Below are 21,845 nucleotides of genomic sequence, written 5' to 3' on the forward strand. Positions count from 1 at the left end.
GACACGTCGATGATCCAACCTGAGTGGGATTTGTTCCTCAGCTCGCTGTGGCCAATGTTCGACGGCGCGGTGCGCGGCACGATTCCGCTCGCCCTGATGTCGTTCGCGATCGGGCTCGTGCTCGCGATTGCACTGGCATTGATGCGGTTGTCGACCCGCCGCTGGCTGTCCGGAATCGCACGCGGCTACATCTCGATCGTGCGAGGCACTCCGCTGCTGGTACAACTATTTGTGATCTTCTACGGGCTGCCGTCGATCGGCGTGACGATCGATCCGTGGCCGAGCGCTGTGGTCGCCTTCTCGATCAATGTGGGTGGCTACGCGGCCGAGGTCATTCGGGCCGCGATTCTCTCGGTACCCAAGGGCCAGTGGGAAGCGGCCTACATGATCGGCATGTCGCACCGTCGGGCTCTCACCCGCATCATCCTGCCGCAGGCAGCCCGGGTCTCGGTGCCGCCGCTGTCGAACACCTTCATCAGCCTGGTGAAGGACACCTCGCTGGCCTCCACGATCCTGGTCACCGAGCTGTTTCGTGAGGCGCAGCAGATCGCTGCTTTCAGCCAGGAATTCATGCTGATCTACCTCGAAGCAGCCCTGATCTACTGGGTCATCTGCCTCGTGCTTTCCACCGGGCAGGGTTTTCTCGAAAAGCGATTGGACCGCTATGTCGCCCGCTGATCTCTCGCCCGGCTTTGCCGCCGGCGAAATGGATGCCGCTCCCCTGCTGCGCGTGCGCGGCCTGCAGAAAAGTTTTGGCAGCAACCGAGTCCTGGAATCGGTAGACCTCACCGTGGGTCGCGGCCGGGTACTCGCGCTGATCGGACCGTCAGGCTCGGGCAAGACCACGATCCTGCGCTGCTTGAACGGGTTGGAATTACCCGACGGCGGCACGATCGACGTCGCCGTCGCCAGCGCGAGTGACCGGGGTCCGGGCGGTTCAGCTGCCGGCCGGGGCGAGCGCTCGGCCGCACCGTTGACCATCAATTTTGCGGCGAAAACCTCACCGAAAGAGTTGGCCAGCCTGCGCGACCGGTCGGCGATGGTCTTCCAGCACTACAACCTGTTCCCGCACAAAACCGTGCTGCAGAACGTGATCGAGGGACCGGTAATCGTGCAGCGACGCCCGGCAGCCGAGGTGACCGCCGAAGCACTCGCCCTCCTCGATCGGGTCGGCCTGACCGACAAGCGGGACAGTTACCCGTTCGAGCTCTCCGGCGGCCAACAACAGCGGGTCGGAATCGTTCGGGCACTCGCCCTGCGGCCGCAGGTGCTGTTGTTCGACGAACCGACATCCGCTCTCGATCCCGAGCTGGTCGGCGACGTGCTGCGCCTGATCAAGGAACTCGCCGACGAGGGCTGGACCATGGTGATCGTCACCCACGAACTCGAATTCGCCCGAGAGGTCGCCCACGAGATTGCGTTCGTCGACGGCGGAACGATCGTCGAGCACGGCGACCCGAAACAGCTGCTGCGGAACCCGCAACATGAACGCACCCGCCAGTTTCTGCACCGACTGCTCAACCCGTTCTAGGCTGCGGGCACTGAGCCGCCGACCGAGCAGCAGGCACTGAGCAGAGCGCGGCGTGACCGGGGTCCGAACGGCCCGAGCAGCTGCCACGGCATCCGCGACCCGCACGACCGCGCTCGAAACGGGTAGCCGCTACGCCGGTTCGTTACCGCGGAGCGCGGGCGGGCGCTATGGGTGCGGCGTGATGATCACGACGGTGATGCGGTCGAGCCCTGGTCCGTAATGCCAGTAGATGCGACCGGCTGTGGGCGTGCGGTGCTCAATGTAGGAGTCCCAGACGGCCTCGCCCTTCTTGCCCGCGAGCGACACATATTTGTGTGAGCGCAGGGCCGGATCTTCGGGGTTCAGCTGCAGCCGACCGAGCGCGGTTCGCACGCGCTTGAGTCGGCCGACCAGTTGCGGTTTCGCTTCTAGAATGGAGAGTCCGGATGCCGCTTCCCGAGTGAGCAGGAGCGTAAAGCTCATGACCGGGGCTCGGCGGAGGCATTCTCGTCCTCGAGCGGGTGGTCTTCCTCGGCGTACCGGGTGAAGTCACCGCCCTCACTCGTTTCGTCCTTGGAACTGTGCTCGAGGCCACGCACCAGAGCGGCACGAATTCCCTCGTCATCCCAGACCAGAAGTTCCCGGCGGGGAATGGACACGAGCGGCGTCAGAAGAATTTCACCCTCGGCATTCACCGCAACGGCATACCGATCATCACGGTGCACGCCGGCCTTGCCAAAAGCCATTCTGGAGCGCTCATCAGCGCTCACTTCGCCCATCGGAACGAAATCCGACTTCAGTTCCACCATGTCGTCACCCAATCATCTGGTGGCATTGACTCGCGAGGGTAAACCACCCTGGCAGGACATTGCCCGTCTGAAAAATGAGATTACCCCAGATTTACATGTGGGTAAACCCCTAGTCAAGACTTTCAGAAGATGTATACTCCGCACCCACAGAGGTCTCTCAGGGTTGGTGACGGTGAGTTCAGGCGCTGGTCGCAGACAGATCGCACCGTGAAATCCCACCGCACACAGAAAGATCAGTCCGGCCGATAGGGCGATCGGACTTATCTAGACAGCATGAATATACAACGCCGGGGGCACCTGCTCAAGCACCAAAACACCTAGTGGCTGACTGTTCCGCCGGGAAAAATCACCGAGCCGAGGACACCACGGTCTGCAGATCACTCGAGCGCAGCGACCGGGATTCCCGCTTGGCGCGCGGCTCCGAACGGAGCGGCGTTTCGGCCCGCTCCAGCAGATAACGCGTGACCGTGTGCCAGTCCGCAAACTTCGGTGTCAGAAACTTGATCAGCTCCCCCTCGAACCGGTCAGCCCCGACGGCCATGCCATCGTCGACCAGAAAGTCTCCGCGATTCAAATGCTTGTGGTGCGAGAGGATCAGCCGTTTGTAGGCCGGACCGGTCGCATCCGCTCCTAAATGTTCCTGTACCCACTCCAGCTTGTGCTGCCAGGCACTCGCGTTGCCCCACGGCGCCATCGACAAAATATAGGTGTCAAAGGATTTCACCAGGGCACGAAAGGCCTCTATCGCGCCGCTGATCGGTTCCATCCGGGCGAAAACGCCCGGCACCTCATCGAGTCTTTTTTCGTAGCGGCTGTATTCCACGTTGGTCAGGCGGTCGATTCCCGATTGCACGTTGACGAGTGTGTTGTCGAGGTCGATATAGAGGATCTTTTTCATTCGGGCTCCCTAATGCGGCTCGCATCATTGCGGCAACGCTCCGATGGTGACAGGGCCACCCCAGATCGGCAATACCTGAAGACAACCCCGAACGATTGGCACGCCCGGCGGCGCCGGTCACCCCGTGGCGTCACCGCCCTCAATTTCGCTAGAGCCCCGATCGGTCACCACGATGCGAAGAGTTGCAGGGATCTGCTCCTTCATGGAATCGACGTGACTGATCAGCCCGATGGTGCGGCCCCCGGCACGGAGGGAATCGAGCGTACTCATGGCCGTCTCGAGGGTTTCACCGTCGAGGGAGCCGAAGCCCTCATCGACGAAGAGGGTATCGAGGGTGACGCCGCCGGCCTGCCCGGTCACCACCTCGGCGAGCCCCAGAGCGAGGGCCAGAGAGGCGAGGAATGTCTCACCGCCCGACAGCGAGTGCGTTGGACGGGCCCGTCCGGTGTATTCGTCGCGGATGGCGAGCCCCAGGCCCGACCGTGCCCCGCCGAAAGCCAGGGAGTCATCGTGTTCAAGGGTGTAGCGACCGCTGGTCATGGTGCGCAGCCGAATGTTGGCGGCCGCCACGATCTCCTCGAGCTGCGCGGCCAGCACGTAATTCTCCAGTCGCATGCGTTTGGTGTTGGGTTCGTCGCCGTGCACGACGTCGGCCAGCTGACGCACCTGCTGCTGCATCTCGTGCAACTGAGCGGATGCCGCGAACAGCGATCCAACCCGGCGCACGATCGCCGAGAGGGTCCCGGTGCGATCGACCAGCGAACTCTGCCGGGTCAACGCGGCATCACGAGCCGTGCTCGCAGCGGCAGCGGCGGCCGCGGCCGGTAATACGTCGACGGGCTCGGTGGGTAAATCGGCGAGGTCGGGCTGGGCCAGGGTCGCGCGGGCTGCCACCAGACCGTCATCATGCACCCGCAGAGCTCTCGTGCGTCGCTCAATCTCGGGCTGGTCAAGCCGCGCGGCGAGTGCTGCTGCTTCATCGGTAAAGGCTTCTTCAGCCAATTGCGCGGTGAGGCGGCTCTGCGCGGCGTCTTCGGCTGCGCCGCACTCATCGACCACACTCAGTGCGGTGGCGAGGGTGCGGGCCTGGGTCAGCTCGTCGTGCAGGTGAGTGGCCTGGCCGCGCACACTATCGAACTCGCCGCGTTGCGCGGCAAGCCGGCCGAAGATGGCCTCCCTCTGGCTGACCTTGAAGGCATGAGCGGTGCTGGCCTGATCGCGTTGGCCGCGTAGTTGGTCGACGCTCGTGGCCGCCCGGGTCATCGTGGACTGCAGTTGAGCGAGCCGGGCCTGCAAATCGGGCAGAGTCGCGGTGGCCCGATCGGCCAGCCGGTGCGCCGCGGTTGCTGCGTCGTGCTCGGCAGTGACCGTGGCCGCGTCGCGGCCGCTGGTGAGGGCGCGGGCTTCAGCCAGACGCAGATTGACCGATTGCACCGCGTTCTGGGCCACGAGGAGCTGACCCTGCCGGTCGGTGACCGTGCTGCGCGCGGTGTTCAGATCGTGGGTGGTGACCGGATCATCGTGGCCGAGGGCTGGCTGGGGGTGTGCCGTTGACCCGCACACCGCGCAGGCGTCCCCGGTGATCAGCCGGGCGGCGAGCTCAGCGGCGAATCCCGAGAAGCGACGAGCGAGCACGCTCTCGTAGTGCGCGGCCGCGTCGGCGTTGTCGCCGCTCGCAGTCAACTCGGCCTGCTGCGCGGTGAGCAGGACGCTACTGAGCCGCGTGACAGTCTGCGCGGCCTCCAGGGTAAGGGTGGCGCGGTCGAGGGCAATCATCGTGTCGGGCTGACGAGCAGCCGCGAGCTGTGCCGCGGAGTGCTCCGCGGTGATTGCCTCGATTTGTTCGGGCAAAGCATCGGCCTGGGCACGGGCAGCATCGAGCGCGCGAGTGCCTTCCAGCTGTTCGATCAGTAGCTCGGCGATCTCGTTGTCGAGCTCGGGGAGGGCGAGCTCGTCGGCGAGGGCATCTTCGAGCGCACCAAGGCGGCCGAGCAGCCCGTCAATGACCAGCTGAAGCTGGCCGAGCGTTTCCGGGGAAGCCACATCCGATCGCGAACGACCCGCAGCACCAGCACCAGCACCAGCACCAGCAGTCTCGGCCGGGCGATCGCCCGCGCGCTGCGCCTGTGCGGCGGCCAGGGCGCTCTCGGCCGCCGCGAGTGCACCGGCGGCCTCGTGGCGCGCCCGAACCTGCGGCCAGACTCGGGCCGCACGCGCGGCGTTTTGCAGATCGGAGCGCTCCCGCACGATGTCGTCCTGCCGGGAGTCGAGTGCGGCCAGAGCACTGGCGGCAGCGGATCGACGCAGCTGACGCTGCTCGGTCTGCAGCAGGGACTGGTGCCGGTCGGTCGCGGCGGTCAGTTCGGCCATGGTGCGCGCCTGCTCAATGGTCGCAGCATCAAGTTGCCCGGCGAGGTCATGCTGGGCGGCGGCAAACCACCCAGCGGTTGGTGCGGCGAGCGGCCCCTCGTCCCGTAGCAGCTGTGCGGCAGCGGTCTGGTCTTGCTCGAGGTCGCGCTGGCTCGTCGCCAGCTGCTCGTCCAATCCCTTGCGGCGCAGAATCAGCGCGGCCTCGAGCTGTTCGAAGCGGCCGGTGTTGAACAGGGTGCGCAGGACAGCGCGGCGCTCCTCGGTCTTGGCGAGCAGGAATCGTTGGAATCGATTCTGCGCGAGCAGGATCACCTGCAGAAACTGGTCGACCTTCAGCGGCAGAATGGTGTCAAGCTCGTGCCCGACGGCACCGGGCTTGGCTGCTATACCGCGCCAGCCGCCATTATAGGAACCGTCGGCGTCGTCCAGAACCTGCAGCACGGCGGTCGGCGCGGCCGTGGTGACCCCGACTTGATTCTTCTTGGGTCGTTCGTACGCCGGGCTGCGGCGCAACCGATATCGGGACTGGTTGACGCTGAAGTCGAGTTCGACGAAGGTCGGGTCGCCAGCCTCGCAGTGGTCGCTGCGCAGCTTGAGTTCGCTGCCATCGAAGCGCGGCACCTGGTTGTAGAGGGCGAAACAAATGGCGTCGAGAATGCTCGATTTGCCGGCCCCGGTCTTGCCGGAGATCAGAAAGATGCCGTCACTGTCGAAGCGCTCGAAATCCACGAGCTGTTCGTCTTTATACGGGCCGAACCCGGCGAGCCGCAACCGCAGTATCTTCACGAGTTCACCGCCCGGGTGGACTGCTCGGTGAGCAGTTCGGCGACGAGCGCACTCTCAAATTCGGTCGGTCCGACGCCGTTGCGCACGAAAGAGAGGAAGCCGGCCACGATCTCGGGGTCACTCGTCGCCGCGCGAATGCGCTCGGCGTAGCTGTTATCGCCGGGGTCGACCCGAATCGCCGGGCGATGCTCGAGCGCCACCGCGTGCGCAAACCGGGCCTGCAGCGCACGCATGGCGTCGAGCGGCCGCACCTGATCGGTGAGGATGGCCTTCACCCAGTCGCCCTCGTTGTCGGCGTAGCTGGAATTTTCGAGCAGATCGGCGAGCTCGCCGGTGAGCACGGCCAATCGGCGCGGCACCGGCAGGTCGACCCACTCGACCCGCCCGAGGCCGGAGGCATCGAGTTCGACCAGCCAGGCTCCCCGCGGTTTGCCCACCTCGGAGAAGGAGTAATGCAGTGGCGACCCGGAATAGCGTACGCGGTCGGTGAGGGTGGCCCGGCCGTGGATGTGCCCCAGCGCGACGTAGTCACAGCCGTCGAAGACGCTCAGCGGAACGACGTCGAGGCCGCCGGCGGTGATATCGCGCTCCACATCGCTCGCCGCCGTGGCCGGGGTCACCCCGGCGGCGAAGCAGTGCGAGAGCACCACGCTGCGCCCGCCGCCCGCAGTAAGTCCGCGCAGTGACCGGTCGGCCCGAATCCGCGTCATGGCGAAATCCAGGACCTGCTCGTGCGTTTTCAGCAGCTCGCCGGGGTGCAGGTGTCGGATGAGTACAGGCTCCAGAAACGGAATGCCGTAGAAGTGCACCGGCCCGTGCTCATCACTGATGGTGATCGGTTCGAGGTACTGCTCGGGCCGGGTGACCACGTGAATGCCGGCCAGCGCCGCCCACTCGGCCTGAAAGCCCAGACGGGTGGCCGAGTCGTGGTTTCCGCTGGTCATGACAACGGATGCCCCGGCCTCCTTCAGACGCCGCAAGACGCGCGTCAGCAGCGCGTAGCTCTCTTTCGAGGGCATGGCGGAATCAAACACGTCGCCCGCCACGACGACCACGTCGACGCCTCGCTCGCGCACCACCGCAACGACGGCGTCGAGCACGACCGCCAGGTGTTCGAGGGTCGAATGGGTGTGGAAGGTGCGCCCGATGTGCCAGTCCGAGGTGTGCAGAATCTTCATAACATTCACGCTACCCTCGGCCACCGACACGGCCGACCGACAGCATCCGTTCCACCTGAACGAGGTAATTTCTTTGTTTATCTTGTTTTTTCTTGACAAACAAAAATAAACACAGCTAAAGTCGATGAAACCAACATCTTGTGACCTGTGTCACTCATCGTCGAGGAGGCAATTCGTGTTCGCCGAAGAACGTCAACTCTTGATCGCCGCACTCGTGGCAACCGAAGGACGGGTCACCGTGACCGACCTCGCCGCGCGTTTCACCATCACCGCCGAAACCGTGCGCCGTGACCTCGACACCCTCGAGGCCGCCCGCCAGTTGCGCCGAGTGCACGGCGGTGCCGTCGCGATCGATCGCCTGAGCCTGTCAGAGCCGAGCCTCGACGAGCGTCAGACCCAACGCCTCGACGAGAAGTCCCGCATTACCGATGCCGCCCTGCGCATGATTCCCGCGAGTCGAACCGGCTCGATCTTGCTCGATTCCGGCAGCACCACCGAGCGCCTCGCCGAGCGCCTCGCCGCTTGGACGCCCGCCGTCGCCGGCGACCAGCTGCTCGTGATCACCAACGCCGTTCCGATCGCCGCCAAACTCTCCCGCAACGACGCCATCAACCTGCACATTCTCGGCGGTCGGGTGCGTGGGCTGACCAGCGCGATCGTTGGTGCCGGCACCGTCGCCCAGCTCGCGGCGCTGCGCCCCGACATCGCCTTCATCGGCACCAACGGCATCAGCGCGACCTTCGGCCTCAGCACCCCGGACTCGGTCGAAGCAGCGGTCAAGTCCGCGATCGTCCGGGCAGCCCGGCGCGTCGTCGTTCTCGCCGATTCCAGCAAGCTCGACCAGGAGACCCTGGTCTCCTTCGCCGCCCTCGCAGCGATCGACACCTTGATAACGGATGCCGCGCCATCCGCCGATCTTGCCGCAGCACTGGCCGCAGCCGATGTCGACGTGGTGATCGCATGATCGTAACGCTGACCCCCAACCCGAGCCTCGACCGCACCATCGAACTGGCCGGGCCGCTCGCCCGCGGCGAAGTGCAACGCGCCGTCGCCGCCCACGGCGAACCCGGCGGCAAGGGCGTCAACATCTGCCGCGCCCTCGAAGCGAGTGGCATCTCTAGCCTGGCCATCCTCCCCGGCGACGCCGACGACCCGGTGCTGCTCGCCCTGACCAGCCACGGCATTCCGCACCTCGGCCTGCGCATCGGCAAACCGCTGCGCAGCAACGTGGCGATCACCGAACCCGACGGCACGACCACCAAGCTTAACGAACCCGGACCGGAACTGAGCCCGGCCCAGCAAAACGCCCTCGTCGACCTGGTGCTCGAGCAGTCGGGCGGCGCCAGCTGGCTCGTGCTGGCCGGGTCCGTGCCGCCCGGTGTGCCCGACGATTTCTACGCCCGCATCATCCGCGAGCTGCGCGAACGCTTTGGCTCGGCGGCACCGAAAGTGGCTGTGGATTCTTCGGGTGGCCCACTGGAGAAAGCGGCGCTGGCCCACCCCGATCTGCTCAAACCCAACGGTGAGGAACTCGCGGAGTTGAGCGGCCTGTTCGACGTCGACACGCTCGAGGCAAACCCCGACCTTGTCGTCGACGCGGCGCGCGTGCTCATCGCAGGCGGTGTCGGTGCCGTGCTGGCCACTCTCGGAGCGAAGGGCGCCGTGCTCGTCACTGCCGAGGGCAGCTGGCTCGCTACCACGCCGCCGATGATCGCCGTGAGCACCGTCGGTGCCGGCGACTCGGCCCTGGCCGGTTACCTGCTGCAAAGCAACCTCGGCGCGAGCGCCCCCGACCGCCTGCGCCAGGCCGCCGCCCACGGCGCCGCCGCAGCCTCCCTACCCGGTTCCACTGTTCCCGCCCTGCACCAAACCAACCCCAGCGCCGTCACCGTGACGGACCTTGCCCCAGAATCGGTCCCCCGGCCGGTCCTGGCCGCACATCCAAAGGAGGATGACCAGTGAGTGCACTGATTACCCCGGAGCTCGTTGCTCTGGACACCCATCTCGGCAGCGAGCCGAAGGACGTCATTCGGCGCCTGGCCGAGCTTGTCGTCGAGTCAGGTCGCGCCACCGAGATCGAGGCGTTGTACGCGGATGCCCTCGCTCGCGAAGCGAAGACCGCCACCGGCATTCCGGGTGGCCTCGCCATTCCGCACTGCCGTTCGTCGGCCGTGTTGGAACCCACCCTCGCGCTGGCCCGTCTGTCGACCCCGGTCAATTTCGGGTCGAAGGACGGCCCCGCCGACCTGGTCTTTCTCATCGCGGCCCCGGAAGGCGCCGACCAGGAACACCTGAAGATTCTGGCCAAGCTCGCCCGGTCGCTCATGAAGAAAGACTTCACCGCGGCCCTTCGGGACGCGTCGACCGCGCAGCAGATCGTCGAACTCGTGGGCAACGTCGTCGCCCCGGTTCCGGTTGCCGCTGGCGCACACGCGGCCGGTGCCGCCGAGAATGCAAACGCCGGCACCGGTCCGGCTCAGACCGGCGCCGAGTCAACCAGCAGGGGGCGCATCGTCGCCGTCACCGCCTGCCCGACCGGCATCGCGCACACCTACATGGCCGCCGACTCGCTCGTGGCCGCTGCCAAGGCCGTCGGCGTTGACCTGCAGGTGGAAACCCAGGGTTCGGCTGGCGTCACCCCACTCGACCCAGCGGTCATTGCTGCCGCCGACGCCGTCATCTTCGCCGTCGACGTCGATGTGCGCGGCCGGGAACGTTTTGCCGGCAAGCCCGTCATCAACGCCCCGGTCAAGCGCGGCATCGACGAACCTGGCCGACTGATCGAGGAAGCCCTCGCGGCCGCACTCAACCCGAACGCCCGTCGCGTCAGCGGCACCGTCGACCTCGGCGGCGCATCGAACGAGAAGAGCGAGCACCTGGGCCAGAAGCTCAAGCGCGCGCTGCTCACCGGTGTCAGCTACATGATTCCGTTCGTCGCCGGCGGAGGTCTGCTGATCGCCCTCGGCTTTCTGTTCGGCGGCTACGCGATCACGGACATCGCCGACGACGTGGTGCTGAACAACAGTCTCTTCAATCTGCCGGACGGCGGGGCGAACCTGCTCGGGGGGTTCGGTGTCTATCTCGGCGCGGTCCTCTTCAAGATCGGCGCCTTGTCGATGGGCTTCCTCGTTCCCGCACTGGCCGGCTACATCGCCTTCGCGATCGCTGACCGTCCCGGTATCGCGCCCGGCTTCGTCGCGGGCGCCGTCGCCGGCTTCATGGGCGCTGGCTTCCTCGGAGGTATAGTCGGCGGGCTGCTCGCTGGTGTCGTCGCCATGAGTATTGCCAGGATCAGCGTTCCGCGCTGGCTGCGCAGCCTGATGCCCGTCGTGATCATTCCGCTGATCGCATCGATCGTCGCGTCCGGGTTGATGTTCCTCGTGCTCGGCGGTCCGATCGCGCTGCTCACCGTGGGACTCGGCAATTGGCTGAACGGCATGACCGGGGCATCCACTGTGATTCTCGGTGTCATTCTCGGTCTCATGATGGCATTCGACCTTGGCGGTCCGGTCAACAAGGTCGCCTACTCGTTCGCCGTCGCCGGCCTCGGCGCGGCGAGCCTTGCCAACCAGGCACCGTGGCAGATCATGGCCGCGGTCATGGCCGCCGGCATGGTTCCGCCGCTCGCAATGGCCCTCGCCACCGTGATCGACAAGAAGCTGTTCAGCCTGTCTGAGCGTGAGAACGGCAAGGCGGCCTGGTTGCTGGGTGCCTCGTTCATCTCCGAAGGCGCCATTCCGTTCGCCGCTGCCGACGTGTTCCGGGTTATTCCGGCCGCCATGCTCGGCGCAGCGGTCACCGGCGGGCTGTCCATGGCCTGGAACATCACGAGCAAGGCGCCACACGGTGGAATGTTCGTCTTCTTCGCCATCGACAACTTCCTGCTGTTCGTGCTCGCCATTGCGATCGGTACTGTGGTATCAGCGTTCGCCGTGGTCGGGCTCAAGCGTTACGCGGTGCGCAAGCCCGCAGTCGTGGACGCCGCCCCGGTCAACGCCTGACCCGGAAAGTACCCCGTGCGGGAACTCCCCGCGAAGAATGCCACGCAGTACAGTGACGCCAGCCGCAGGCTGGGGTTCAAGGAATTGAGGACGATCGTGCAGACGCTTTCAGGCAAGGCCAGTACCGACCGCGCCGAAACCGGCCGCACCTTCACCGGAGTCGGTGTCAGCCCCGGCCGTATCGTTGGCTCCATCCTGTTGATGCCCCAGCCCGTGCGGGAACCCGCTGCGGGCGAACGCCTGGTCGAGGGGACCACGCCGGAAGAGGCATCCGCTACCCTGCGGGTCGCAGCAAAGGCCGTGCAAACCAGTCTCACAGCTCGCTCGGTCGGCGCTTCGGGCGCCGGCCGGGAGGTGCTGGAGGCGACAGCACTGATGGCGAACGACCCGATGCTGGTTAAGGCGGCCGTCAAGCTCATCACCAACGGTTCCTCACCGGAACGGGCGATCTGGGATGCGGCCGCCTCGGTGGCCGAAATGCTGCACAACCTCGGCGGTTACATGGCCGAGCGGGCGACCGACGTGCTCGATGTGCGCGGCCGGATCGTGGCCGAACTGCGCGGCGTTCCGGCCCCCGGAATCCCGTACTCGGACACGCCGTTCATTCTGGTCGGCGAGGATCTTGCGCCGGCCGACACTGCCACTCTCGACCCGGCGAAGGTTCTCGCCCTCGTCACCTCGAGCGGCGGACCCCAGTCGCACACGGCCATCATCGCCCGCGCCCTTGGGCTGCCGGCCGTGGTCGCCGCTGTCGGCGTCGAAGGCCTGACCGACGGCACCATCGTCTTCGTGGACGGCGCGGCCGGAACGATTCTGGTCGACCCCGGCGCCGACGAGATCGACCTGGCCAAGGCCTGGGCGACCACCACCGCCGCCCTGGCCGTGTTCGACGGCACCGGACGCCTCAAAGACGGCCACCTGGTTCCGCTGCTCTCCAACGTCGGCGGCGCCAAGGATGCGGTCAAAGCCGCCGCCGCCGGTGCCCAGGGCGTCGGCCTGCTGCGCACCGAATTCTGCTTCTTGGAACGTGACACCGAACCCACCATCGCCGAACAGGTCGACGCCTACCGCGGCGTGTTCGACGCGTTCCCCGGCAAGAAGGTCGTCGTGCGCACCCTCGACGCCGGCGCCGACAAACCGCTGCCGTTTCTGACCGATGCCTCCGAGCCGAATCCCGCCCTCGGCGTGCGCGGCTACCGCACCGATTTTACCTCCCCCGGAGTGCTCGAGCGTCAGCTCCAGGCCATCGCGCAGGCAGCCAACGGCACCGAGGCGCAGGTCTGGGTGATGGCGCCGATGATCTCCACCGCCGAGGAAGCCGAACATTTCGCCGGCCTCTGCGCCGCGGCGGGGCTCACGACACCCGGCGTCATGGTCGAGGTCCCCTCGGCCGCGCTCACCGCCGCGAGCATTCTCGAACACGTCGACTTCGTCAGCCTCGGCACCAACGACCTGACCCAGTACGCCATGGCCGCCGACCGCCAGCTCGGCCCACTCGCGGCCCTCAACACGCCGTGGCAGCCAGCAGTGCTGCAATTGATCCGCCTGACCGTGGCCGGTTCGCGTGACGAGGGCAACGACAAGCCGGTTGGGGTCTGCGGTGAAGCTGCCGCCGATCCCGCACTCGCGGTGGTGCTGGTCGGACTCGGAGTCTCGACACTGTCCATGACCGCACGGGCCCTCTCCGCCGTCGCCGCCGTGCTCGCGAGCGTGACGCTGCCCGAGGCGCAGCAACTGGCCGCCCTGGCCCTCAAATCATATTCAGCAACGGATGCCCGTCGAATCGTTCGCGAAAAACTTCCCATACTTAATACGCTGGGTTTGTAATCTGCCCTCACTCTTTGTCAACACTGCTTACCTTGGAGGACCCCATGTCTGAACGAACCGCTGTCATCGCAAGCCGCGTCGGTCTGCACGCCCGCCCCGCCGGAATCTTTGTCGCCGCGGTCGGTGAGCTGCCCCTCGAGGTCACCATCGCCATGGCCGGCGAGCCGGCCGAGGATGCCATGGACGCGTCGAGCATCCTCTCCATTATGAGTCTCGGCGCCTCCAACGGCGATACCGTCGTGCTGCGTGCCGACGGCGAAGGCGCCGACGAGGCTCTCGACTCCCTGGTCAAGATTCTGGAGACGGATCTCGACGCCGAATAATACCCGTTCCCCGTTTGGGGACAATCCTTTACCGCACGCAACTAGGTAACTACGCTAGGTAAATCGCGCGGGCGCTGTGCCCGCGCGAGACCGGCGCACCTGCCGGTACCTGCAACACCATCTGTGCGAGCGAAAAGGAACCTACCGTGACTGAACGACAGACGTACCTGGGCAACGTTGAGAGCACCCCTGAATCCGAGGAGCACACCATCAAGGACTGGGCGGATCTCGGCCAGGAAATGTGGTCGTACCTCACCGGTAAGGGTGCGGCCATCAACTACAGTTTCATCGATATGGTCGTCGAAGTTCCCCGTGACATCGGCCCCGATGCTCCGCGGGCCGTCTGGAAGCTCAGCGGCACCCTGCGGGTAACCACGAGCGACGAGAAGTCGCTCGGCTCCGATCCGTTTCGGGGCTGATCGTGAGCTCCTCGGCGAGCTCAACACTGGCTGGCTCCCCGGTGAGTCTGCACATCGATCTCGCCTTTTCCCTGGTCGAACCGACGGGTGCGGTCGGTGCGTCGAAAGCTTCCTCCGGTGCGGATTCGACCGGAGCAGAGTTCGGCGATTCCTTTGGGTCAGCGGATGCCATGCAGGGCACGGTGACCGCCAACGGCACGGAGATCACCGTATTCACGAGCAACCCGGAAATGTTCGTGCAGGGGCGTGCGCTCAATCTGGAACCGCTGCGCGCGCTGGCTGCCGAATTGGCCTCCCGCGGTCTGACCGTCTCCATCACGGGCCCGATCGGGCTGATTGCGCGTCTCGGCGACGTGCAGGCATCCGTTTCGCAACGGCTGTTGACGCGGTCACCGCACATCGTGCTCGGGTCCCGAAACGCCCTCGGGCCGCTCGTGCAGGCACGAATGCGCGGGCGTGCACGCATGCCGGTTGCCATTCCGCTGCCGCCATCGACGGTGTTTCCGCTCGCACCGACCTTTGATCGACACCGCCGGCGAAAGATCACCACAACGCACTACACGCCGGGAAGCGGGCGACCCCGCCTCATCTTCGTCGTGGGCTCGGAGAACTGGAACGGGCAGATGCCCCGGGAATTCAACCTACTGCCGGGCGTGACGACGATCGGCTCGTCCGCGGATGCCGACCTGCAATTGCCCGGGTTGAAACCGCTGCACGCCGAAATTCGCCACGATGACAACGATGAGTACGTTCTGTTTGCGATGGGTGACGTCGCGAGCAGCTCTCGACCGGCCGAGGGAGGCACCGGGAACAGCCAGATTCTGCGCACCGGGTCGCGGCTCGAAATGGGCCCGTGGCGCATGGGCTACTTTCGGGAGGAATTCGCCGACCACGGCCGGCCGTTTGGCGGGCGCGTTGGCGGGGAGCTGGCATTCCAGAAGCCGCAGCCGCCCAGGCCGCGGGCCTGAGAGGCGCGTGAGGGTGTCGCACGTTCGATGCGGCACCCTCACGAGGTGAACAGGTCGGTCCAGACCGCTCGAGAACCCGATTCCCCGATGAGCGCAACCGTGACGACCGATCCAAGCGCGCTGACCAGAACCACAAGATCAAGAACAATGGTGGCCGCGAGGCGTCCGGTGCCGTGTGGCAGAGCGGATGAGAAACGGGCGCCCTCGGCGGTTACGTAGCGGTACCAAAACCACTGCAGTGCCGCCACGAGGAACAGGGCGATCACCCACGGCAGCAGCGTGTTGCCGATCGAGGTGTGCGTGCCGAGCAACGGGGTCACGTTGACCAGCCGGGACTGCAGCCACTCCCCCGCCTGCACGGCGAGCGGAACCAGCACGAGCGCTGCCAGGGCCACCAGGGGCGTCACGATGCCCAATCGCCGCCGAGCGGCCGGCCAGAACGCGGTGAGCAGCGCGCACAGGGCGGCGAGTGGCACCACGATCACGACCGCGTGCACGATCAGCACGTGAAGCGGCAGTCCGTTGAATTCCCAATCAATGTTCAAGGCGTATCTCCACTGCATCGGCTCTTGCGGGCGGGGAAATCAGAATGAGCGCAAGCACTTGCCGGAGTAAAGTACCACCATTTGGCGTTTCCTGCTGTCCCCGTCACAGGGGAGGACATCACGCTGTCTATCCCCGCTAGGTTGGAATTATCGAACCGATTACCCGGAGTCGGCGATGGAACGGACAATCGTGAAAATGTTGCAGACAGAGTGCCCCGAATGCCAACAAATGGTGTGGATCACGTCGGATACCCGCTTCGCGACCTACCATTCCCTGGCCAATTCCTCCAAGGATTGCCCGGGCTCCCGAATGATCGTTCCGGTCCCCCCCAAACAGACCGCTGCGAGCCGTAAGCGGGCGCAGGCCGAACTCCTCGCCTGGAGCCACTCTGCGAGCGCTGTCAGTGCCACCGAACACCAGGCCACCGAACACCAGGCCGACAAAAACCACGCCACCAAGCACCAGGCCGCCTGACACCAGCCGACTCGAGCATCCGAGGCGGTGTCGACTCCCTACCCGGGTCGGCACCGCCTCGTTTTGTGGAACGGCGGCCTCGGTTCAGTTCAGTCGGCCGACCGCTGTGCGCTCGACGCGTTGCAACGGATGCGTAACAAACCGGCCAACCGGGAGATCTCATTCTGGCGCGAGGGTAGAATCTTTTTGTTTTTTATCAGCCTCTTCTCAGGCCATGCCCCGTACCGTTACACACGGAGTTCCCCCACTCCACGTAAAGCCCCGGCATATTTCTCACCTCCCCCCAGGCGAGAAGTGCCGGGGCTTTTTCGGTTCCGCGGCGCCGCGAGGGCCGTGCCATGGCGGTCTCGGCAGGATCGGCCAACGAATTGGTGGCGATCCCGAGACCAGCGCGGGTCGTTTCAGCGGATGCTGACCCAGGCCGGTTACGCGGCGAGCGCGGGGGCGTCGACGCGCAGCGAGCGAGCCCCGTGCTGCTCGGCCAGACCGGCCAGAAGCCGGGCGAGCTGATCGACCGGGGAGTCGGGCGCTTCGGGGTGCCACTGCACGCCGGTGATCGGAGCACTCTCATGCTCGAGGGCTTCGATCAGGCCGTCGGGGGCGTGGGCGGCGGCCACAAGTCCGGCGCCGAGGCGGTCGACGATCTGGTGGTGGGCGCTCTGCACCGAGATGTCAATGCGGCCGAGGCTCGCGGCCAGGGTGCTGTCGGCGGCGAGCACGACGTCGTGGGTGGAGAGAATCTGGTCGATCGGCACGTCGATGTTTTTGTGAATGCCGTCGTCAATGTGCTGCACCAGATTGCCGCCGAGGGCGACATTGATGATCTGCAGGCCGCGGCAGATGCCCAGCAACGGGGTGCCGACCAGGAGGGCACGCTGCACCAGGGCTATCTGGCCCTCGTCGGCGACCGGGAAGTGTGCCGTCTCACCCTCGTAGCCGGTAGCGCCGCCGTAGAAGTGGGGCGTGACGTCTTCGCCGCCGACGATGATGATGGCGTCGGCATCCGCTGTGATGCGCAGCAGTTCGACCGATGTGACGTCGGCAGCGGCGACCCGGGTGACTGCCCAGCCGGCGGTTTCGGCATCGGCGGCGACGCGCGAATTGAGCACCTGCACCTTGGCGTGATAGGCGGGGCGGTCTGGGCGCGCTCCGGTAACCTCGACGACGACGAGCATCCGGTTCGTGAATTCTTGGTTCATGCCGGGCTCCCGTCCTGTCGCATTGCTGTCCTGATTCCATTGTGGGCGGCAGGCCCGTAGCACGCGAGTAGCCCTGTAACACAGGGCAACATCGCAATCGCACGGATTCCCTGAGGTTCCCAGACTCGCCTCTGCCGGTCACCCTAAACTTTGGTCATGCAAGCACTTTCCTGGCGGGTCAGCTCGACCAGGACGACTCCTTTGGAAGGGACACCCGAATGACCAAGCAGTCCATCTTCGGCCGTATTTCCCAGCTCGCGAAGGCGAACATCAACGCCATCCTCGACTCGGCGGAAGACCCCGCCAAGATGCTCGACCAGATGGTGCGCGACTTCTCGAGCAGCATCTCCGACGCCGAGAGCGCGATCGCCGAGACCATCGGCAATCTGCGGCTGCTCGAAGACGACTACCGCGAAGACCAGGAAGCCGCCGTGGAGTGGGGCGACAAGGCCCTGGCCGCGAGCCGCAAGGCCGACGAGCTGCGCCTGGTCGGCAACGCTGCCGACGCCGACAAGTTCGACAACCTCGCCAAGGCCGCGCTGGGTCGCCAGCTCACCTCGGAGAAGGAAGCGAAGACCGCTGAGCCGCAGATTCAGGCCCAGACCGCCGTCGTCAACCAGCTCAAGACCGGCCTGAACGCCATGAAAGAGAAGTTGGTGCAACTCACCAACAAGCGTGCAGAGCTCGTCGCGCGCTCCAAGACCGCCAAGGCGCAGGCGCAGGTGATGGATGCCGTCAAGAGCATCGACATGATGGATCCGACGAGCGAGGTCAACCGCTTCGAGGACAAGATCCGTCGCGAAGAAGCCCGGGTTCGCGGCGCGCAGGAGCTCGCCGCGTCGAGCCTTGACGCCCAGTTCGAAAGCCTCGACGACCTCGGCGAGCTCACCGAAGTGGATGCCCGCCTCGCGGCCCTGAAAGCCGGAACCACCGCCGCCCTCGAGCGCTGAGCGTTCAGTGGACAACTTTGGTGGGTGACACCCCGGTGGCACCCACCAAAGTTGTCCACTCAGGACCTGACCGGCGAGCCCGGCGAGAAATTCGCTCTCGGCGAAGCGGATGTTGTTGGCCCCGGCCGCTGCGCCATACTGAGGTATGGCTCCCACCTTCGTTGTAGTACCGCAGTGGCAGGGTTCGATTTCTCCGCGCGCAATGCGCCTGGTCGACGGGGCGGCGGCCATTCAAGGCGACCTGCCCTTTTCGGCCACGCGTCTGGTCGACGTTCCGGTCGAGGCCGGTGACGCGCTCGATACCGGGGTGCACCGGTTCTCCGCGATCCAGCACGTGCGGGAACGCCACACCGCTGTTTTGAAGGACACGGCCGATTGGGCGCTCTCCATCGGCGGCGACTGCGGCATTGCCCTCACCGCTGTCGAGCACGCGGCGCGTACGCATCCGGGCGACTTGGCCGTCGTCTGGTTCGACGCCCACCCCGACCTGCACACGCCAGAGACCTCACCGTCCGGCGGATTCTGCGGCATGGTGCTGCGCGCGATCAGCGGCGAAGGGCCAGCCGAGCTGGAACTCGCCGCCACGAGCAGCGTGTCACTCGACCGCGTCGTGCTGGCCGGAATCCGCGATGTCGACGATGCCGAAGACGTTCTCCTGCAGGAGCGCGGCCTGGTGAGCGTGTCCTGCTCCGAGTTGACCGACCCGGCCGCCCTGGTCGGGGCCGTCGCTGCCATCGGCGCCAAGCACGTCTTCGTGCACATCGACCTGGATGTGCTCGATCCGTCAGCTCTTGGCGGCCTGAATGACCTGATTCCGTTCGGGTTGAGCGTGGCCGAACTCGGTGGAGCGATCACCGCCCTGCGCGCTGAGTTCACCCTCGCCGGAGCGACGATCACCGGGTTCGCGCCGGCCTCCCCCGAGGCGGCGACCGATGATCTGCCGAGCATCCTGCGCATCATCGGGGCACTCACCCGCTAGGCACTGATCTCGCAGGTGACCGGACTGAGTGAGTGGGAATGCGCATAACTGCTGCAATTTCTGGCTGGCCAGGGACACACTGGCGTCATTCCGGGCAACTTTGCGGGACCGCCAACGAATTGCAGGAGTTATGGACTCGGGGCGACAGGCCCGGCGAGCACCGCACGAATTCACACACCGACCAATGGAGGCCCCATGAACGATCAGCCCCGCATCCTCACCGAGCGCCGCGGCCACATTCTTCTGATCGGGTTCAATCGGCCCGAGAAGCGCAATGCCGCCGACTTTGCCCTGCTGCGGCAGCTCGCCCTCGCCTACGGTGAGCTCGACGGCGACCCCGAGCTGCGCGTCGGCCTGGTCTACGCCGTCGGCGAGCACTTCACGGCCGGGCTCGACCTCGCCGACATCGGTCCCCGGCTGGGCCCCGCCGGGCTCGAAATGGTGCCGGAGGGCGGCATCAACCCGTGGCAAGTGGATGGCGAATCCCTCAGTAAACCGGTCGTCATCGCCGTGCAGGGAACCTGTCTCACCCTCGGAATCGAGCTCATGCTCGCGAGCGACATTGTGGTTGCCGCCGAATCGACCAAGTTCGGGCAGATCGAGGTAGCCCGCGGCATTTTGCCGTTCGGCGGCGCGACGATTCGGTTCCCGCGTGCGGCCGGCTGGGGCAATGCCATGCGCTGGCTGCTCACCGGTGAGCTGTTCGATACCGCCGAAGCGCATCGTTTGGGCCTCGTTCAGGAAGTCGTGCCCGACGGCACCCAGTTCGACCGGGCGCTCGAGCTCGCCGAGAAGATCGCCGCCCAGGCACCCCTCGCGATCCAGGCCACCCTCGCCAATGCGCGCCTGGCGCAGCGGGAGGGGGCGGCATCCGCTGAACAAGAGCTGCAGCCGGCCCTCGCCCGCCTGGTGCAAACTGAGGACTCCCGCATCGGCATGCAGTCCTTCATGACCCGGACCCCCGCCGTCTTCGTGGGCCGTTAGCCACGCGCGCACCCTCCTCTTCTGCGACCGGGCCCGGAACGCAGGCCCAGCCTATTAATCGGGCCCGGGTTCACAGAGTGGGCCCCCGACGGGCACCTCGGGATAGGCTGCTCTGAACGGTCGGGCCACAAAGTCAAGGAGATTCAATGTCAAGTCAGAACTACGACGTCATTGTGATCGGCGGCGGCGCTGTCGGCGAGAACGCGGCCGACCGCACCGCGCAGGGCGGCCTGCGCACGGTCGTCGTCGAAAGCGACCTGGTCGGCGGCGAATGCTCGTACTGGGCCTGTATGCCGTCCAAGGCTCTACTGCGCAGCGGCGCCGCTCTCGCTGCGGCCAGGCGCGTGCCGGGCGCCGCCGAAGCCGTCACCGGAACCGTCGACGCGCGTGCCGCCCTCAAACAACGCGACGCCATCGCGAGCCACTGGAAGGACGACGGCCAGGCAAAGTGGCTCGAGTCGGTCGGAATCGACCTGGTACGCGGCCACGCCCGCCTCACCGGCACGAAAGAGGTCACCGTGACGTCCGCCGACGGCACCGTGACCGTGCTCACCGCCACGCACGCCGTCGTCGTCAGCACCGGTTCGGCCGCCCTCCTGCCCGACATTCCGGGCCTGACAAACATCGAACCGTGGACCAGCCGCGACGCGACCAGCGCCCAGGAGATTCCGGCCAGCCTGGCGGTGATCGGCGGCGGCGTCGTCGCCGCCGAGATGGCCGCCGCCTACGCCTCACTCGGCTCGACAGTGACCGTCATCGCGCGCAGCCCTCTGCTCGGCGGTCAGGAACCCTTCGCCGGTGAGCTCGTCACCGCCGCCCTGCGGCGCAACGGCGTCACCGTCCTCGTCGGCCCGTCTACCACCGAAGCCCACCGCAACTCAGACGGCACCGTCACGCTCACCCTCGACGACGACAGCACCGTCACGGCCGAGAAAGTGCTCGTGGCCATCGGCCGAACCCCGCGCACCCAGGATCTGGGCCTTGAAACCGTCGGGCTCGACGAAGGCGACTGGCTCGCCGTCGACGACACCCTGCTCGTGCAGGGCGACTCCCCCGCGCTCGCCGGTGACTGGCTCTACGCCACCGGCGACGTCAACCATCGCGCGCTCCTCACCCACCAGGGCAAGTACCAGGCACGAGCGACTGGCGACGCGATCGTGACCCGCGCGGCCGGCAGACCGATCGACACGGCGCCCTGGGGCGTGCACGTCGCGACCGCCGACCACGCCGCCGTGCCCCAGGTCACCTTCACCGACCCGGAGGTGGCCTCGGTCGGGCTGACCGCAGCATCCGCTGTCAAGGCGGGGTATCGCATCCGAATTCTCGATTACGACCTCGCCAACCTGGGCGGCGCCTCCGTGCTCGCCGTCGGCTACGTCGGTAAGGCGCGCGCGATCGTCGACCTCGACCGCGAGGTGTTGCTCGGCGTCACCTTCGTCGGGCAGGATGTCGCTGAGCTGCTGCATTCGGCCACGGTCGCCATTGTCGGCGAGGTGCCCATCAACCGGCTGTGGCACGCCGTGCCGAGCTACCCGACGCTGAGCGAAGTCTGGCTGCGCTTGCTCGAAGCGTACGGACGCCCCGGGTCGACCGACAACGACACCGAGGCCGCGGACGAGTAGCG

The 21,845-nt window shown here is 66.2% G+C and carries 21 protein-coding genes; 14 read left to right on the forward strand and 7 right to left on the reverse strand.

Annotated elements, in window-relative coordinates; all coding sequences use genetic code 11:
• Positions 1-9: 9 nt before the first annotated feature.
• Together CXY80_RS12960 and CXY80_RS12965 are read left to right on the forward strand one after the other, a co-directional pair.
• A complete protein-coding gene (locus CXY80_RS12960) occupies positions 10-678 on the forward strand; it encodes an amino acid ABC transporter permease (RefSeq protein WP_092451236.1) in 669 nt (222 codons plus the stop codon).
• Entirely contained in the window at positions 665-1,531 is an 867-nt protein-coding gene (locus CXY80_RS12965) for an amino acid ABC transporter ATP-binding protein (RefSeq protein WP_104132764.1), read from the forward strand. The genes CXY80_RS12960 and CXY80_RS12965 overlap by 14 nt, the downstream gene beginning before the upstream one ends.
• A gap of 165 nt (positions 1,532-1,696) precedes the next feature.
• Here CXY80_RS12965 and CXY80_RS12970 read toward each other — a convergent pair whose 3' ends face one another.
• From CXY80_RS12970 to CXY80_RS12990, 5 genes are all read right to left on the reverse strand, one after another.
• Positions 1,697-1,993 carry a hypothetical protein gene (locus tag CXY80_RS12970; RefSeq protein WP_092451240.1) on the reverse strand — a complete coding sequence of 99 codons (297 nt, stop codon included), beginning with the start codon at positions 1,991-1,993 and terminating at the stop codon, positions 1,697-1,699.
• Positions 1,990-2,319: a hypothetical protein gene (locus CXY80_RS12975; protein ID WP_092451242.1), complete on the reverse strand. Its 330-nt coding sequence runs from the start codon at positions 2,317-2,319 to the stop codon at positions 1,990-1,992. Before CXY80_RS12975 ends, CXY80_RS12970 begins: the two co-directional genes overlap by 4 nt.
• 346 nt (positions 2,320-2,665) lie before the next feature.
• On the reverse strand, positions 2,666-3,217 hold the full coding sequence (locus CXY80_RS12980) for a hypothetical protein (protein WP_104132765.1): 552 nt from the start codon (positions 3,215-3,217) through the stop codon (positions 2,666-2,668).
• Positions 3,218-3,334: 117 nt separating this feature from the next.
• Positions 3,335-6,373 carry an AAA family ATPase gene (locus tag CXY80_RS12985; RefSeq protein WP_104132766.1) on the reverse strand — a complete coding sequence of 1,013 codons (3,039 nt, stop codon included), beginning with the start codon at positions 6,371-6,373 and terminating at the stop codon, positions 3,335-3,337.
• Positions 6,370-7,551 carry an exonuclease SbcCD subunit D gene (locus CXY80_RS12990; RefSeq protein WP_092451248.1) on the reverse strand — a complete coding sequence of 394 codons (1,182 nt, stop codon included), beginning with the start codon at positions 7,549-7,551 and terminating at the stop codon, positions 6,370-6,372. Before CXY80_RS12990 ends, CXY80_RS12985 begins: the two co-directional genes overlap by 4 nt.
• A gap of 175 nt (positions 7,552-7,726) precedes the next feature.
• Here CXY80_RS12990 and CXY80_RS12995 point away from each other — a divergent pair, with 175 nt between their 5' ends.
• The 7 genes from CXY80_RS12995 to CXY80_RS13025 all read left to right on the forward strand — a co-directional run bounded on the left by CXY80_RS12995 (position 7,727) and on the right by CXY80_RS13025 (position 15,089).
• Positions 7,727-8,515, forward strand: a complete 789-nt coding sequence (locus CXY80_RS12995; RefSeq protein WP_104132767.1) for a DeoR/GlpR family DNA-binding transcription regulator — start codon at positions 7,727-7,729, stop codon at positions 8,513-8,515.
• Positions 8,512-9,513: a 1-phosphofructokinase family hexose kinase gene (locus CXY80_RS13000; RefSeq protein WP_104132768.1), complete on the forward strand. Its 1,002-nt coding sequence runs from the start codon at positions 8,512-8,514 to the stop codon at positions 9,511-9,513. The genes CXY80_RS12995 and CXY80_RS13000 overlap by 4 nt, the downstream gene beginning before the upstream one ends.
• Complete coding sequence (locus CXY80_RS13005; RefSeq protein ID WP_104132769.1) at positions 9,510-11,552, forward strand: fructose-specific PTS transporter subunit EIIC; 2,043 nt, start codon at positions 9,510-9,512, stop codon at positions 11,550-11,552. The genes CXY80_RS13000 and CXY80_RS13005 overlap by 4 nt, the downstream gene beginning before the upstream one ends.
• A gap of 96 nt (positions 11,553-11,648) precedes the next feature.
• Positions 11,649-13,379, forward strand: coding sequence for a phosphoenolpyruvate--protein phosphotransferase (gene ptsP, locus CXY80_RS13010; protein WP_255411854.1), 1,731 nt, complete (start codon positions 11,649-11,651; stop codon positions 13,377-13,379).
• Positions 13,380-13,423: 44 nt separating this feature from the next.
• Entirely contained in the window at positions 13,424-13,702 is a 279-nt protein-coding gene (locus tag CXY80_RS13015) for an HPr family phosphocarrier protein (protein WP_092451256.1), read from the forward strand.
• A gap of 167 nt (positions 13,703-13,869) precedes the next feature.
• On the forward strand, positions 13,870-14,121 hold the full coding sequence (locus tag CXY80_RS13020) for a hypothetical protein (RefSeq protein ID WP_104132800.1): 252 nt from the start codon (positions 13,870-13,872) through the stop codon (positions 14,119-14,121).
• A 2-nt stretch (positions 14,122-14,123) separates the two neighbouring features.
• Positions 14,124-15,089, forward strand: a complete 966-nt coding sequence (locus CXY80_RS13025) for an FHA domain-containing protein (RefSeq protein ID WP_233195367.1) — start codon at positions 14,124-14,126, stop codon at positions 15,087-15,089.
• Between the two features lie 38 nt (positions 15,090-15,127).
• Here the strand turns inward: CXY80_RS13025 and CXY80_RS13030 are convergent, their stop codons facing one another.
• Positions 15,128-15,634 carry a hypothetical protein gene (locus tag CXY80_RS13030; RefSeq protein ID WP_233195368.1) on the reverse strand — a complete coding sequence of 169 codons (507 nt, stop codon included), beginning with the start codon at positions 15,632-15,634 and terminating at the stop codon, positions 15,128-15,130.
• A 196-nt stretch (positions 15,635-15,830) separates the two neighbouring features.
• Between CXY80_RS13030 and CXY80_RS13035 the strand changes: the two genes are divergently transcribed.
• Complete coding sequence (locus CXY80_RS13035) at positions 15,831-16,109, forward strand: hypothetical protein (protein ID WP_134495369.1); 279 nt, start codon at positions 15,831-15,833, stop codon at positions 16,107-16,109.
• A gap of 425 nt (positions 16,110-16,534) precedes the next feature.
• Here the strand turns inward: CXY80_RS13035 and CXY80_RS13040 are convergent, their stop codons facing one another.
• Positions 16,535-17,308 (reverse strand): gamma-glutamyl-gamma-aminobutyrate hydrolase family protein, encoded by a 774-nt coding sequence (locus tag CXY80_RS13040; RefSeq protein ID WP_092451262.1) that lies wholly within the window; start codon positions 17,306-17,308, stop codon positions 16,535-16,537.
• A gap of 218 nt (positions 17,309-17,526) precedes the next feature.
• Between CXY80_RS13040 and CXY80_RS13045 the strand changes: the two genes are divergently transcribed.
• From CXY80_RS13045 to CXY80_RS13060, 4 genes are all read left to right on the forward strand, one after another.
• Positions 17,527-18,258 carry a PspA/IM30 family protein gene (locus CXY80_RS13045; protein ID WP_104132771.1) on the forward strand — a complete coding sequence of 244 codons (732 nt, stop codon included), beginning with the start codon at positions 17,527-17,529 and terminating at the stop codon, positions 18,256-18,258.
• 145 nt (positions 18,259-18,403) lie between these two features.
• The gene (locus CXY80_RS13050; protein ID WP_092451265.1) at positions 18,404-19,237 is read left to right on the forward strand and encodes an arginase family protein; all 834 of its coding nucleotides are present in this window, start codon (positions 18,404-18,406) and stop codon (positions 19,235-19,237) included.
• Positions 19,238-19,432: 195 nt separating this feature from the next.
• Positions 19,433-20,221, forward strand: a complete 789-nt coding sequence (locus CXY80_RS13055; RefSeq protein ID WP_092451267.1) for a crotonase/enoyl-CoA hydratase family protein — start codon at positions 19,433-19,435, stop codon at positions 20,219-20,221.
• Between the two features lie 146 nt (positions 20,222-20,367).
• On the forward strand, positions 20,368-21,843 hold the full coding sequence (locus CXY80_RS13060; protein ID WP_104132772.1) for an NAD(P)/FAD-dependent oxidoreductase: 1,476 nt from the start codon (positions 20,368-20,370) through the stop codon (positions 21,841-21,843).
• Positions 21,844-21,845: the final 2 nt, after the last annotated feature.

Source organism: Cryobacterium sp. M91, from assembly GCF_002929615.1.
In the GTDB taxonomy this organism is placed as follows: domain Bacteria; phylum Actinomycetota; class Actinomycetes; order Actinomycetales; family Microbacteriaceae; genus Cryobacterium; species Cryobacterium levicorallinum.